Annotated in this window: 16 protein-coding genes; 9 read left to right on the forward strand and 7 right to left on the reverse strand. The window is 63.7% G+C overall.

Features of this window, described 5'->3' with window-relative positions; all coding sequences use genetic code 11:
• Positions 1 to 129: 129 nt before the first annotated feature.
• A complete protein-coding gene (locus ACFPFW_RS13475; RefSeq protein WP_114956759.1) occupies positions 130 to 2,226 on the forward strand; it encodes a methyl-accepting chemotaxis protein in 2,097 nt (698 codons plus the stop codon).
• A 33-nt stretch (positions 2,227 to 2,259) separates the two neighbouring features.
• Here ACFPFW_RS13475 and ACFPFW_RS13480 read toward each other — a convergent pair whose 3' ends face one another.
• The gene (locus tag ACFPFW_RS13480; RefSeq protein WP_114956758.1) at positions 2,260 to 2,703 is read right to left on the reverse strand and encodes an iron-sulfur cluster assembly scaffold protein; all 444 of its coding nucleotides are present in this window, start codon (positions 2,701 to 2,703) and stop codon (positions 2,260 to 2,262) included.
• Positions 2,704 to 2,861: 158 nt separating this feature from the next.
• Here ACFPFW_RS13480 and folE point away from each other — a divergent pair, with 158 nt between their 5' ends.
• Positions 2,862 to 3,485, forward strand: coding sequence for a GTP cyclohydrolase I FolE (gene folE / locus ACFPFW_RS13485; RefSeq protein ID WP_114956757.1), 624 nt, complete (start codon positions 2,862 to 2,864; stop codon positions 3,483 to 3,485).
• The gene (gene hisI, locus ACFPFW_RS13490) at positions 3,486 to 3,947 is read left to right on the forward strand and encodes a phosphoribosyl-AMP cyclohydrolase (RefSeq protein WP_114956756.1); all 462 of its coding nucleotides are present in this window, start codon (positions 3,486 to 3,488) and stop codon (positions 3,945 to 3,947) included.
• On the opposite strand, the gene ACFPFW_RS13495 is transcribed toward hisI, so the two are convergent.
• Positions 3,944 to 4,375: a CBS domain-containing protein gene (locus ACFPFW_RS13495; RefSeq protein WP_114956755.1), complete on the reverse strand. Its 432-nt coding sequence runs from the start codon at positions 4,373 to 4,375 to the stop codon at positions 3,944 to 3,946. The genes hisI and ACFPFW_RS13495 overlap by 4 nt on opposite strands.
• Positions 4,376 to 4,453: 78 nt before the next feature.
• Positions 4,454 to 5,194: a rhomboid family intramembrane serine protease gene (locus ACFPFW_RS13500; protein ID WP_379771110.1), complete on the reverse strand. Its 741-nt coding sequence runs from the start codon at positions 5,192 to 5,194 to the stop codon at positions 4,454 to 4,456.
• Positions 5,195 to 5,418: 224 nt separating this feature from the next.
• On the opposite strand from ACFPFW_RS13500, the gene ACFPFW_RS13505 reads away from it, so the two are divergent.
• The 3 genes from ACFPFW_RS13505 (at position 5,419) to ACFPFW_RS13515 (ending at position 7,607) form a co-directional block, all read left to right on the forward strand.
• Positions 5,419 to 6,018, forward strand: a complete 600-nt coding sequence (locus tag ACFPFW_RS13505; protein ID WP_114956754.1) for a PilZ domain-containing protein — start codon at positions 5,419 to 5,421, stop codon at positions 6,016 to 6,018.
• Positions 6,019 to 6,191: 173 nt separating this feature from the next.
• On the forward strand, positions 6,192 to 6,827 hold the full coding sequence (locus ACFPFW_RS13510; RefSeq protein WP_114956753.1) for a transglutaminase-like cysteine peptidase: 636 nt from the start codon (positions 6,192 to 6,194) through the stop codon (positions 6,825 to 6,827).
• Between the two features lie 57 nt (positions 6,828 to 6,884).
• Positions 6,885 to 7,607, forward strand: a complete 723-nt coding sequence (locus ACFPFW_RS13515; RefSeq protein ID WP_114956752.1) for a phosphatase PAP2 family protein — start codon at positions 6,885 to 6,887, stop codon at positions 7,605 to 7,607.
• Here ACFPFW_RS13515 and ACFPFW_RS13520 read toward each other — a convergent pair.
• The 3 genes from ACFPFW_RS13520 to ACFPFW_RS13530 all read right to left on the reverse strand — a co-directional run bounded on the left by ACFPFW_RS13520 (position 7,604) and on the right by ACFPFW_RS13530 (position 9,601).
• The gene (locus tag ACFPFW_RS13520) at positions 7,604 to 7,801 is read right to left on the reverse strand and encodes a DUF3126 family protein (protein WP_379771486.1); all 198 of its coding nucleotides are present in this window, start codon (positions 7,799 to 7,801) and stop codon (positions 7,604 to 7,606) included. The two genes, ACFPFW_RS13515 and ACFPFW_RS13520, sit on opposite strands and share 4 nt — an antisense overlap.
• An 88-nt stretch (positions 7,802 to 7,889) precedes the next feature.
• Positions 7,890 to 8,732: a serine O-acetyltransferase gene (gene cysE / locus ACFPFW_RS13525; RefSeq protein WP_379771115.1), complete on the reverse strand. Its 843-nt coding sequence runs from the start codon at positions 8,730 to 8,732 to the stop codon at positions 7,890 to 7,892.
• A 116-nt stretch (positions 8,733 to 8,848) separates the two neighbouring features.
• Positions 8,849 to 9,601: an alpha/beta fold hydrolase gene (locus tag ACFPFW_RS13530; protein WP_114956898.1), complete on the reverse strand. Its 753-nt coding sequence runs from the start codon at positions 9,599 to 9,601 to the stop codon at positions 8,849 to 8,851.
• Between the two features lie 107 nt (positions 9,602 to 9,708).
• Between ACFPFW_RS13530 and ACFPFW_RS13535 the strand changes: the two genes are divergently transcribed.
• Together ACFPFW_RS13535 and ACFPFW_RS13540 are read left to right on the forward strand one after the other, a co-directional pair.
• Positions 9,709 to 9,969, forward strand: a complete 261-nt coding sequence (locus ACFPFW_RS13535; RefSeq protein WP_114956750.1) for a zinc-finger domain-containing protein — start codon at positions 9,709 to 9,711, stop codon at positions 9,967 to 9,969.
• Between the two features lie 6 nt (positions 9,970 to 9,975).
• Positions 9,976 to 11,142, forward strand: a complete 1,167-nt coding sequence (locus ACFPFW_RS13540) for an FAD-dependent monooxygenase (RefSeq protein WP_114956749.1) — start codon at positions 9,976 to 9,978, stop codon at positions 11,140 to 11,142.
• A 3-nt stretch (positions 11,143 to 11,145) separates the two neighbouring features.
• On the opposite strand, the gene wrbA is transcribed toward ACFPFW_RS13540, so the two are convergent.
• Entirely contained in the window at positions 11,146 to 11,745 is a 600-nt protein-coding gene (gene wrbA, locus ACFPFW_RS13545) for an NAD(P)H:quinone oxidoreductase type IV (protein WP_114956748.1), read from the reverse strand.
• A gap of 334 nt (positions 11,746 to 12,079) precedes the next feature.
• On the opposite strand from wrbA, the gene ACFPFW_RS13550 reads away from it, so the two are divergent.
• Positions 12,080 to 13,534, forward strand: coding sequence for a DEAD/DEAH box helicase (locus ACFPFW_RS13550; RefSeq protein WP_114956747.1), 1,455 nt, complete (start codon positions 12,080 to 12,082; stop codon positions 13,532 to 13,534).
• Positions 13,535 to 13,664 lie beyond the last annotated feature (130 nt).

Consider the following 13,664-nt stretch of genomic DNA (forward strand, 5'->3'; position numbering starts at 1 on the left):
AGGCCAGAAAGCCTCGATAAAAACAGGCGCTGCCAGCGCACCGACTTGAATTATTAATCCTATTTTTTGATTTTCCGCCGAGATTTAGCCCCGGGCACCGCCGCAGTGGTCGGTGAATGGGGTTGAGTAATGTCTCACAAGCTTACGCTTGCCGTCGTCCTTCGTGTGTTGTTCGGCGCAATGGCGCTCATCGCGGTCGGTACTCTCGCTGTTCCGATCTACAATGACATGGGCCAATTGAAGGAAAGCGCGCAGGTCGTCAGCGTCGCTGAGGCCGGTCGCGAAGTCTTCACCGCTCTCCAGAATCAACGCGTCCAACGCGGTCCGACCCGCACTGCCCTGGAAGCCGAGAACCCCGCCTCCGACGGGTTCTTCTCCCTGATCAAGGACGCGCAGAACAAGGCCAATCCGGCTACCGCGCACGTCCTCGTGCTCTGCACGCAGATCGATTGCACCAACGGCGAACCGGAGGTCTTCAACGGTCTCGCGGCGAGCATCGAAAAGCTCGAGAAGATCCGGACCGAATCCGAGGAAGCCCTCAAGAAGCCGCTGTCCGAGCGTCGCCAAGGCATCTCCAAGGACTTCAACGCAGCCGCAACCGACGTCATCAATCGCATGGAAGCGATGTCGGCGGCCCTCGGTGAGACCATCCGCATGGCCGATCCGGAAACGGCCGAACTCATGGCCATCAAGCAGGCGGCATGGATCGCACGCGACGGCGTCGGCCTGAGCCGCACCGCTCTGTCCGAATCACGCAATGCCAAGACCATCACTCCTGCGGCCGATCGCAAGATGGCTCAGCTTCTCGGCCAGACGCAGTCGAACTGGGGTGTGGTGAAGGAACTGACCTCTCGTCCCGGGGTATCGCCCAAGCTCGTCGAGCTTGTGAAAGCCGCGCAGACTGACGCTTTTGATACATGGGAAAAGACCCGCAAGGCCGCCTATGACGATCTTGCAGAGAATAAAGAACAGTCGGTCTCGAACGACGATCTCACCCGCATCGGCAACGGCGCCCTCGACGCGTTGACTGCGATCCCGAACACGGCAATGCAGCTCGCTCAGGAGCAGGCCGAGAGCAAATACGCCGCCGCGCAAAGTCGTTTGATGTTCCAGTCGGGCTTGCTCGCAGCGGTCGTATTGCTCGCCACCGCCAGCTTCTTCATCGTCCAGCGCCGCGTCACCCGGCCGATCACCCAGATGACCGATGCGATGGCGGCTTTGGCTGCTGGCGACATGAATGTCGAGATCAAGGGAGCTTCGCGCTCGGACGAGATTGGCGACATGGCCCGCGCGGTCGAGGTCTTCAAGCGCGACGCCATAGAGCGCCAGCGCCTGGAGGAAGAGGCCGAACGCATGAAGGTCCAGACCGAGGCCGACAAACGCCGCACGCTGTCCGAACTCGCCCAGGGCTTCAACGCCAAGGTCGGCGATCTCATCAGTGCTCTCGTCGGCGCCTCGGAGCGCCTGGAAACGACTGCGAACGACATGACCGGCACCGCCGACCGCACTTCTCAGCAGACCGGCGTGCTCGCCGAATCGGCTCGCGCCACCGGCTCGAACGTCCAGGCCGTCGCCGCCGCCACCGAGGAACTGTCCTCCTCGGCCAACGAGATCGGTACGCAGGTCAGCCAGACCGCAGACGCGGCGCGGCGCGCGGTCGAGGATGTCCGCCACACCGACAAAACCGTCCAAGCGCTCTCCACCAGCGCCGAGCGGATCGAGACGGTCGTCGCGCTCATCAACGACATCGCGGCCCGCACCAACCTGCTGGCGCTTAATGCGACCATCGAGGCGGCCCGCGCCGGCGAAGCCGGCCGCGGCTTCGCGGTCGTGGCGAGCGAAGTGAAGGACCTCGCCAACCAGACGATCAAGGCGACCGACGAGATCGCAAGCCAGATCAAGGAGCTGCAGCAGGCGACAGTCGGCGCGGTCAGCGCCATCCAGTCGATCGGATCGACCATCGAGCGAGTGCACGAGATTTCGAGCGCCATCGCCGCGGCGGCCGAAGAGCAGCACTCCGCGACGACCGAGATCGCCAGCCGCGTGGCTCAGGCCGCCCAGGGCACCGAATACGTGACCCAAAGCATCGACGAGGTCCGCGAGGCGGCAACGATTACCGGGAGCTCGGCGTCGGAGGTTCTCTCCTCCGCGCGCGATCTGGCAAAGGCCTCGACCGAGCTCCGCCGCGAGATGCAGACCTTCATCTCGGGCATCGAAGCCGCCTGATCGGCCAAATAACGAAAAGAAGGGCCGCGGCTGTTATTCAGCCGCGGCCTTTTTTGCCTGGACCTGGTCGAGCGCATCGACCACGGCGTCGAAGGTCAATAGGGTCGAAGCGTGACGCGCCTTGTAGTCTCGCACCGGCTCGAGCACTGCCAGATCGGCCCATTTTCCGTTCGGCGGCGGCCCACTATCCTTGAGCATCGCCCGCATCGTCTCGCGCACCTGGCGCAGTTCGTCCGCGGTCGAGCCGACGACGTGGCTTGCCATGATGGAGGACGAAGCCTGGCCGAGCGCGCAGGCCCTCACGTCATGAGCGAAGTCCGTCACGGTATCGCCGTCGACGGCGAGATCGACCGTCACCGTCGAACCGCAAAGCTTCGAATGCGCGGTCGCGCTGGCATCTGGATGCGGCAACCGACCGAGACGCGGGATGCCCGCAGCCAGTTCAAGGATCTTGCGATTGTAGATGTCGTTCAACATAAAGTGTCCAGCCACTTGCACCCGCGCAACAGCGCTCGGGCGCTAACCCTTTTTGCGGCTTCCGGGTTCAGCATTATATAGGGGCTCCGGGTTTCATACGATATGTACCCGCACCAGATAACGACGCGGGCCAATTCCGGCTCGCTGCGGAAGGTTTCATGGACGCGATTATCAAGCACCCGGCGTTGCGTGCGTTTGACCCGGAAACGAAGCGCCCCACCCGCGAAGAAGCAGAAGAAGCCGTACGGACCCTCATCGCCTATATGGGCGACGATCCGGAGCGCGAAGGCCTCGTCGATACGCCGAAACGCGTCGTGAATGCCTATGCCGAGCTCTACGGCGGCTACAAACAGGATGCCAACGCGATCCTGGAGCGCGTATTCGACGATGTCGGCGGCTACAAGGACATCGTCCTCGTCCAGGACATTCCGTTCTTTTCGCACTGCGAGCACCACATGGTGCCGTTCGTCGGCAAGGTGCACGTCGCCTATTATCCGAGCGGCGGCGTCGTCGGCCTGTCCAAGATCGGCCGTGTCGTCGACGTCTTCGCACGCAGGCTCCAGACACAGGAACATCTGACAGAATCGATCGCCGAAGCGATCGACAAGGTCCTGGCTCCGCGCGGTCTCGCCGTAATGATCGAGGCCGAGCATATGTGCATGGCCATGCGCGGCATCCGCAAATCCGGCGTGTCGACGACGACGACGCGTTTCACGGGCCTGTTTGAGGACCCGGCCGAGCAGGTGCGTTTCATCACGCTCGTGCGCGGCGTGCAGCGCTGAATGCCTGACCTCTTCGCAACATCGCTGTCCCCGGCTGAAATCGAGGAAGGCCGCGTGCTCGCGCCGAGATTCGACGCGGCGGGCCTGGTCACGGCCGTCGTCACCGATGCCGAAACCGGGACGGTGCTGATGCTCGCGCATATGAATGCCCAGGCGCTGGCGAAGACGATCGAGACCCGCGAAGCGCATTATTATTCGCGCTCGCGCGGCAAGCTCTGGAAGAAGGGCGAGGAAAGCGGCCACGTCCAGAGCGTGACCGAGCTTCGCGTCGATTGCGACCAGGACGCCGTCTGGCTCAAAGTGCGCGTCGGCGGCACCGGCGCGTCCTGCCACACCGGACGCACCTCCTGCTTCTATCGCTCGGTTCCGCTCGGCGAGGCGCCCTCGCCTCGCCTTGCGCTCGACTTCGTCGACGCCGAGCCAAAATTCGACCCGGCCGAAGTCTACAAGAAGACCACCTAAGCGGACGCGATGTAATCCCGCATCGCGCTCGCCTCGGCCTCGATCTGGGCCAGGCGCCATTTCACGACGTCGCCGATCGAGATGATGCCGACCATACGGCCGTTCTCGACGACGGGCATGTGGCGGAACCGTCCTTGCGTCATCTTCTCCATGACACCGCGAAGCGCGTCGCTGCGGCTGGCCGTCTTCACCGTCTTGGTCATATGAGCCGACAATGGCGCCTCGAGCGCGCCAGCACCGAGTTCGGCCACGGCGCGGACGATGTCGCGTTCCGAAAGGATGCCCAGGATGATGTCATCCCCGGCGGTGACGACCACGGTGCCGATCTTGCGCTTCGCCAGAAGACGGGCCGCATCCGCCAATGTGCTTTCGGGCTGAAGGGTCACGACCTCGGACCCCTTGCTCTCCAAAATCGCCGAAACCTGCATCGATCCGTCCCTCCGTTCTTATTGCAGCCGTACTTTGGTACGGTCTTACCAACATGATCGCGCGAGGGTTGTTCCGGATCAAGCGCTCCGTAGACCGTTGAAACCAACGGGCAATTTCGGGTCGAAAAGCGGAAACAATACAAGCCCGGCGATGAAGCCGCCGATATGTGCTTCCCAGGCGATGCTGGATTCTCCTCCGGAACTCCAGGCACCGATCGCATAGACCAGATTGATGCCGAACCAGATGGCGACGAAGACCATGATCTGCTGAGAGCGGACCAGGTCGATGAGCGGCACCGCGGGCACCGCGAACGCTCCCCTGCCGCGCCGGCGGAATGCCCCGAGCGGGCCGCCGGCCTCGAAGATGAAGCGGATCGCAGCAGCCGTAAGACCGGAAATGGCGCCAGAGGCGCCGATCATCGGAACCGGCTCGCCGTAGTGGAAAAGCAGATGCATCGCCGCGCCGCAGGCCGAGGTGACGGCCGCGAAAGCCAGGAACCGCGCTCCGCCGAATCGCCAGGCGACGGCACTGCCGAATGCCAGCAACCACACACTGTTGACGACGAGATGCATCGCATCGCCGTGCAGCGCCGAATAGGTCACGAAGGTCCATATGTCTCCGGCGATGCCGCCCGGAAAGGCGGACTGAAATGCGAAGCTCGGATCGTAGCGCGCCGGAATGAACGCGAAGAGCAGGATGATCTGCGATTCGTCGTCCGGTCCGAGGAACTGGCGAGCGATGTGAATCGCCACGAGCGCCGCGATGGTCCAACCGACCACAGGCGGGGCATTCACAATGGGTTCGTTGTCGCGCTGCACGAATAGGGCTCTCGAAAAAGAAGGTGACATGCCGACGGCGCAAAGCAAGGCAGTTGTGGCGAAGTGCCTCGGATTCGTTGTGCCATATCAAAAATTTGCGCGATGAGGATGAATAGTTTCCGACTCCATACGGCTCGTTAACCGCGTCTACTTAATCTCCCCTCGGATAGTTCCTTGAGCCTCGTGCGACGCTGGCTCTGGCGAGATGTGGTGTAGCGCCGTTGATGCAACCTCTGCCGAAGCTTGCCCCTCATGAGCAGCGCCGCCACGCTCGCGTGAAGGTCGCGCTCCTGGGCCGCTACATGCTCGCCGACCGGCAGGAATATCCGTGCCAAACGCTCGACATCTCTCCAGGCGGCTGTTCGATCATCGCACCGGTGATCGGCCGTCCCGGTGAACGCGTCATCGCCTATTTCGACCATATCGGCCGCATCGAAGGCGCGGTGATCCGCGGCATTGAGAACGGCTTTGCGATGACGATCGCGGCCACGCCGCGCAAGCGCGAGAAATTGGCGGATCAGCTGACCTGGCTGGCCAACCGCCAGATCCTCGGCCTGCCGGAAGACCGCCGCCACGATCGCGGCCTACCCAAAAACACTCGGTCACTGCTGGTCATGCCCGACGGCCGGGAATATCCGTGCCGGGTGGTCGACATCTCTCTGTCCGGTGCGGCAGTTCAGGTCGACGCCCAACCGCCGATGGGCTCACCGGTCACTCTCGGACGCACGCACGCCAAGGTCGTCCGTCATTTCGATGGCGGCGTCGCCGTGGAGTTCCTGCGTCCGCAGAACTTCGAGCTGCTCGAAGAGCAATTCGGCGGCTAGGCCGAAATCGGCCCCAAACTCGTTGCCCTGAAACGCCCGCCCTCAGCGGGCGTTTTCGTATGCGTTCCGTGGTTAATGAAACCTAGAGTCATTCGCTAAAACAAAGCCACCAACCTTAGATCGAACTCAAATCGTTTCTGAGAAAAGAACCTCAACGACTTCGGAGAGGTTCGATGAGTAGCGTATTCGGCGCGAAGTATAGCAAGGCCGTTTCGGCTGTTGCTGCGGCCATGGTAGCCTTCTTCTTCCTTGGATGCTCCGAAGCATCTGCGCTGGATAATTCTCCGCGCATGAAGATCCTCGGCGCCGCTCGTGCACCCATTGGCTTCGTCGCCTTCTGCTCCAGCCACCCGGCCGATTGCGCCAGGGAAACCCAGCAACAAGGCCGGGTCATCCTCACCGCCGCGACCTTCTCTCAGCTCGATCAGGTCAACCGGTGGGCCAACACGCAAATCCAGCCGGTGACCGACCAGGAATTCTACGGTACGCCCGAATACTGGACCTATCCGACGACCAAGGGCGACTGCGAGGACTATGTCCTGCTGAAGCGGAAGCTGCTGATGGATGCCGGCTGGAGCGAGAGCTCGCTGCTCATCACCGTCGTCCGCGACGAGAAGGGCGCAGGCCACGCCGTCCTCACCGTTCCAACCGACCAGGGCGATCTCGTCCTCGACAATCAGCGCGAAGACGTCGTGGTGTGGTCGCAGACGCCCTACCAATACGTGAAGCGACAGTCGCAGACGGACCCGAAGCTCTGGGTTTTCGTCGGCCCGGTTGACAGCAATACGGGCGTCGCCTCGACGCGCTGACCGCAACGGGGGCTGCCCCGGCTTTGTCCGGGGCGCGTGCCGCGTTATCACGCTGCCATGACCCTCTCTTCGCTCCGCACCCTTGTCCGCACCGAAATCGTCGGCCTTGCCAGCCTCGCTGCCGCAGCCGCCTGCCTGCTGGCCTTCATCCAGATCGCCGACGAAGTCACCGAAGGCGAGACCCACGCCATAGATGAAACGATCCTGTTGTCGCTCCGCGAGACCGACAGGCAGGACCCGATCGGCCCGCGCTGGGTCGAGATCATGTTCACCGACCTCACCAGCCTGGGCAGCACGACGATCCTGACGATCGTGACGCTCGCGGTCCTCGGCTATCTGCTGATCACCGGCAAAAAGGGCGCGGCGCTGATGGTGCTCTTCGCGGTCGGAGGCGGAACCCTGCTCAACAACCTGCTGAAGCTGTTCTTCGACCGCCCTCGCCCTGATCTCGTCGCCCATATCGTCGACGTCCATACGGCGAGCTTTCCAAGCGGTCACGCAATGCTGTCGGCGATCACCTATCTCACGCTAGGCGCGCTGCTCGCGCGCGTGCAGGAAAAGCGACGCGTGAAGATCTACATCCTCACGCTCGCCGTCACGATCACGATCATGGTGGGAGTGAGCCGCGTCTATCTCGGCGTCCACTGGCCGACGGACGTCCTCGCCGGCTGGTGCGCAGGCGCCTCGTGGGCGATCCTGTGCTGGATCGCAGCGCTCTACCTGCAGCGCCGCGGAAAGGTCGAGGAGCCAGGCGAAGAGCCCGGCGCCGCGAAGGCTTAGTCGACGAGATCCTCGGCCAGAATGGCCATCTGGAAATTGTAGGACAGGTCACCGTCCTCATCGTCGCGGAACAGAACGCCGATGAATTCCTCGCCGAGATAGATTTCGGCCGAGTCCATCTTGCGCGGGCGGGCCACGACGCGGAGCGTCTGGTTTCCGAACGTCTTGCGGAGATAGGCTTGCACCTTCTCCATCTCTCGCTTGTCCAAGCGAAGTCTCCGATCTTGGTGGGTGGTCGCGAAGGGTTTGGCACGGCCGCACGCCGCACCGCAACACCCGAACTCAGATCACGGGGTCGAAAAAGTCAGCATCCGTGAGCATGTGGTCCATGCTGCGCGACGGGTCGGCGCACGGCGCGCGACCGACGACACGTGCCGGAACGCCCGCAACCGTCATGCACGACGGCACGCGATTGAGCACGACCGAGCCCGCGGCGACGCGCGAGCCCGCTCCGACCTCGATATTGCCGAGGATCTTCGCGCCCGCGCCGATCAGCACGCCGCGACGGATCTTCGGATGACGATCGCCGCGTTCCTTGCCGGTGCCGCCGAGTGTGACGTTCTGGAGGATCGAGACGTCGTCCTCGATAACCGCGGTCGCACCGATGACGATACCCGTCGCGTGGTCCATGAACACGCCCTTGCCGATCGGCACCGCCGGGTGGATGTCGACCTGGAGCGCGCTGGAAACGCGGCTCTGGAGATAGAGAGCGAAATCCTGTCGACCGTCGAGCCACAGGCGGTTGGCGAAACGATGCGCCTGAAGGGCGTGAAAGCCCTTGAAGTAGAGAACCGGGTCGAGGAAGCGCGAGCAGACCGGGTCACGGTCGCAGACAGCGGCGATATCGGCGCGCATCGAAAGACCGATGCCGGGGTCGGATGCCAGCGCATTCTCGAATGCCGCGCGGATCACGCCCTCGCCGAGTTCCGGGTGTTCGAGCCGTGAGGCGATACGATGGGCGACTGCGGTTTCAAGCGTATCGTGATGCAGGATCGTCGAATGAATGAAGCCCGCCAGCGCGGGTTCACGGGCGGCAAATTCCTCGGCCTCCTCGCGCAGCTGCTGCCACACGGGATCGACGGTCTGGAGCACAGCCTTGCTGCGTGCATGGACGGACTGGATCACGGCGCTTTTCCCGTTTCTGGGCCCTTGTCTCGCACAGAGTGCTGAACGAGCCGTTGAAGCGTGTATCTAGTGCTTATTGGAGCGCGGCGGAAGATGCCTCGCCTTCGCCTTTTTCGTCAGGGGCGCCGGCTCAGGAAATCCAGCACGCCCGCCTTGAATATCTTGTCGCCCACAGCGCGGTTGTGATCGCGGCCGGTGATAGCCAAAACCTCAGAGCCCGGAATGGTTTCCGCGAGTTTCTCGGTCTTTCCCGCGACATCGTCTTCCGTGCCGACGGCGATCAGGACCGGCAGCCCGATGGAATTCAAACCCTCCGCCGTCAGCGGCGTCCGCGGAGAGCGCATCACCGCAGCGAGCGCCCGCATATCGGCCTTGGTCGCCTCGGCGAAGACGCGGAACGTCCGCGCATATGGGTCGGTGACGTCGTCTCGATGGTTCGCTTCCAAAGCCTCGGCGATCTCCTCGGACTTCGACGCGCCCTCGAAAAGACGGTCGCCCATGCCGCCGATGACGAGGCTCCGCACCCGCTCTGGATGTTCGATCGCAATCAGGGCGCCGACGCGCGCGCCCATCGAATAGCCGATGATGTCGACCCGTTGGAGACCGAGATGATCGAGCAGAGCCAGCGCGTCCTCGGCCATCTGCGGATTGGCATAGCGCTCACTGTCATAGATCTTGTCGCTGAGACCATGGCCGCGGTGATCGAAAGCGATGACGCGGAAGCCAGCGCCCATCAGCGTCGAAATCCAGCCGGGTCCGACCCAGTTCATCTGCAGATTCGATGCGAAACCGTGGATCAGGAGAACGGGATCACCCTCACCCTCATCGACGTAGTTCAGCGTCAGACCATCCGACAGAAAGCTCGGCATCGAATTCCCTTTGAGCAATTGGGCATGGAGGTGGGACGGCGACGAATAGCCCCTCGCCTTCCGGGGGTGAAGCGGTTAGTTTGCGACCACTCAAATTCAAGGGACGCATGACCGTGGCCGACATTCGCACGCCGCACTTTCACAACACCGCCGGTCACTCGGCCATCCGGATCGGCGTCCGCGAATTTCAATGCATCGGCGCCAGGCCGCCGTACGATCATCCGCATGTGTTCCTCGACATGGGCGACGACAACGAGATCGTCTGCCCCTATTGCTCGACGCTGTTCCGCTATTCGCCGGAGCTGAAGGCCAGCGAGACCGAGCCGGCCGGTTGCCTCTGGGGTGCGGAACTCACACCCGCCCATTGATCCGGGATGCCTCCGCAGCGCCCGATCCTGATCGCGGGCGCCGGTATCGGCGGTCTCACTCTTGCGCTCGCCCTTGCCCGCCACGGAATGTCGGCGGCGATCATTGAACGCGCGCCGGCGCTGGAAGAAATCGGCGCCGGCATTCAGATCACGCCGAATGCAGGCCGGATCCTCGATGAGCTCGGCCTCGGCCAAGCACTAGACACGGCGGGCCTCCGTCCCGACGCGATACGCCTGATCGACGGTAGGACAGGCCGGGCGATCACCCATATGCCGCTCGGCGATGCCGCCGAAAACCGCTGGGGCGCTCCCTATCGCCTCATCCACCGCGCCCGGCTGCAATCGGTCCTCGCCAATGCCGTTGCCTCGGCCGGCGTGGAGATTCGCCTCGCAACGGAGCTGATCGACGTCGCGCAGACCGAGGATCGGGTGATCGTCCACGTTCGTAACACGCGCGGCGACGAGACGGTCGCCACCCCTGCCCTCATCGGCGCGGACGGCTTGCGTTCGACGGTCCGCGCGCGGCTCGGCAGGCCAACTCCCGTCTTCTCGGGACAGGTCGCCTGGCGGGCGGTCGCTGCCGTACGCACCGGCAACGAGGCCGCCGTATGGCTCGGGCCCGAGGCACATCTCGTCACCTATCCCGTCGAGCAGAGAGGCACGCTGAACCTCGTCGCCACCGCGCAGGGGACGTCGCCGGACCGAGGGTGGGGCACGCCTGCGAGCACGCAGGAAGCCGGCGCGGCCTTCTCCGCCTGGACCCCGACCATCCGCCAGTTGATCGCTTCAGCAGGTCCATGGCTGAAATGGCCACTCTACGAGCTCCCCCAGCTCTCGTCATGGAGCGAAGGCCGGATCACTCTGCTTGGAGATGCCGCCCATGCGGCCCTACCACACATGGCGCAGGGCGCGGCGATGGCAATCGAGGATGCCGCCGTGCTGGCCAATCAGCTCGTCCGCTGGCCCGCCGAGCCCAAGCAGGCGTTCACGGCATACGAGAAGCTACGCAAGCCGCGCGTGACGGCGGTGCAGAGGACGTCACGTCAGAATGGCCAAATTTACCGCATGGGCGGCCTGATGGCGCTCGCACGCGACACCGCGCTCCGTGCCATGGGCCCGAACCGGCTCATGAGCCGGTTCGACTGGGTGTATGGATACAGACCCGACAGTTGAAGGTTACTTCGCCAGCTTCGCCGCGAGCGTCGCGACGTGGCGGCCCTGATAGCGGGCACCTTCAAGCTCTACTGCCGAAGGCATACGGCTGCCGTCGCCATTGGTGATCGTGGACGCACCGTAAGGCGAGCCGCCCTTGATCTCGTCGACGCCCATCTGCCCCTGGAAGGCATAAGGCAGGCCGGCCACGACCATGCCCTGATGCAGAAGCGTCGGAATGAAGCCGAGGATGGTCGATTCCTGACCGCCGTGCTGGGTCGCCGACGAGGTGAACGCCGAGCCGATCTTGCCGACGAGCTTTCCCGCGAACCACAGGCCACCGGTTTGGTCCCAGAAATTGCGCATCTGCGAGGCCATCGTGCCGAAACGGGTGCCGGCGCCGACGATGATCCCGTCGTAATCGGCGAGTTCATCCGGCGTCGCGATCGGAGCAGCCTGATCGAGCTTGAAATGCGAGGCGCGGGCGACGTCTTCCGGAACGAGTTCCGGCACGCGCTTGATCGCCACTTCGGCGCCGGTCTCCCGTGCGCCCTCGGCGACGGCTTGAGCCATCGCCTCGATGTGGCCGTAAGCGGAATAATAGAGGACAAGAATCTTGGTCATCGCATGCTCCCGAAGAGTTGCCGGGAGGATATGCATGCCCGCGTGCCCAACAATTCCGCGCGTCGCATTCCCATTTGTGCATCTGTGCATGACGCCTATGGAACCCCAAGATTGACTTTCCGCGCGCAAACCCGCACATAGCGCTCATCGCTTCGGCGATCTTCGGCGTCATGGCCGCGTGAACGGGGTTTCAGTACCTTCCGTCTCGCCAGACGCCTCGAACCATCCGGCAGCCCAGATCACGCGGGGCGGTCTCTTGAGACCCCGCGCATATTGCGACTGACGCTTGATCGTCAGGCTCGCCGGGCGCGGCCATTTGAAAGCACACCACTAAGTGACATCCTTTACCGATCTCGGCCTGAACGCGCACATCCTCGCGGCGCTCTCGGCTGAAAAGTACGAGAACCCGACGCCGATCCAGGCACAGTCGATTCCTCACCTCATGAAGGGTAGCGACCTTCTCGGCATCGCCCAGACAGGCACCGGCAAGACGGCTGCCTTCGCGCTTCCCATCCTCCATCGCCTTGCCGCGGACAAGAAGCCGGCCCAGCGCCGCTCTTGCCGCGCGCTGATCCTCAGCCCGACCCGCGAACTCGCGAGCCAGATCGCCGAGAGCTTCCGCGTCTACGGCAAGGGCCTTGGCCTTTCTGTTGCGGTCATCTTCGGCGGCGTTTCGGCCGGTCCGCAGGTTCGCGCGCTGTCCGCCGGCATCGACATCCTCGTCGCCACGCCCGGCCGCCTGCTCGACCATCTGCGCGGCCAGATGCTCCGGCTCGATCCGGTCGAGATCTTCGTCCTCGACGAAGCCGACCAGATGCTCGACATGGGCTTCATCCATGACATCAAGAAAATCGTCGCGGCTCTTCCGAAGTCTCGTCAAAACCTGTTCTTCTCGGCCACGATGCCGAGGGAGATCGGCGCGCTTGCGGCCGATATGCTGAAGAACCCGGTCGAGGTCGCGGTGACGCCTGTCGCCAAGACCGCCGATCGCGTCGAGCAGAAGATGGCCTTCGTCGATAATGGCGAGAAGCGCCACCTTCTGGCCCGCCTCCTCAAGGAGAACGGCATGGACCGCGTCCTCGTCTTCTCGCGGACCAAGCATGGGGCCGACAAAATCGCCAAACACCTCGAGGTCGAGGGCATCGGCGCCGCGGCCATCCACGGCAACAAGTCCCAGGGTGCCCGCGAGCGCGCACTTGCCAGCTTCAAGGCCGGCAAGACCCGGGCGCTGGTCGCGACCGACATCGCCGCCCGCGGCATCGATGTCGACGGCGTGACGCATGTCGTCAACTTCGACCTGCCGAACGTGCCGGAGAGCTATGTCCACCGCATCGGCCGCACTGCACGCGCCGGCGCAGCTGGCATGGCGATCTCGTTCTGCTCACCGGACGAACGTCCGCTGCTGCGTGACATCGAACGGCTGATCGCGCTGACGGTCCCGCCGCTTGAGGGCCATGAGAAGGCACACGAGGACTTCCACACAAGCCGCGGCGGCGGCTCGCATCATCCCGGCAACCAGCCGCAGCGCACTAACCAGAAGCGCCGCGGTGGTCGCGGCCGCAGCCAGCCGGGCGGCAATGCCCATCAGCAGCCCGGCCAGCACGCGCAGCGTAGCGGCGAGCAGAAGCCGCACGGCCATCGCCATGGCGAGCAGCGCCCGCATGCCCGTAGCGGCGAGCAGCGTCAGGAACGTCCTGCCGGCGGCGATCTCGGCGGCATGCGGTTCATGAAGCCGAACGGGCAGCGTCCGAATGGACAGCGGCCCCGACAGGAAAACCGGTCGAGCTAAAGAGCCAGAACTGGAAATAGAAAAGGGGCGCCTCGGAGCGCCCCTTTTTCGTTTGCCTCGGATCGTATGTCAGCGCAGGCCGAAGAAGCTCAGTACTGCGATGACCACGACAACGAGACCGACGATGTAG

The organism is Flaviflagellibacter deserti (genome assembly GCF_042652085.1).
GTDB lineage: Bacteria > Pseudomonadota > Alphaproteobacteria > Rhizobiales > Methylopilaceae > Flaviflagellibacter > Flaviflagellibacter deserti.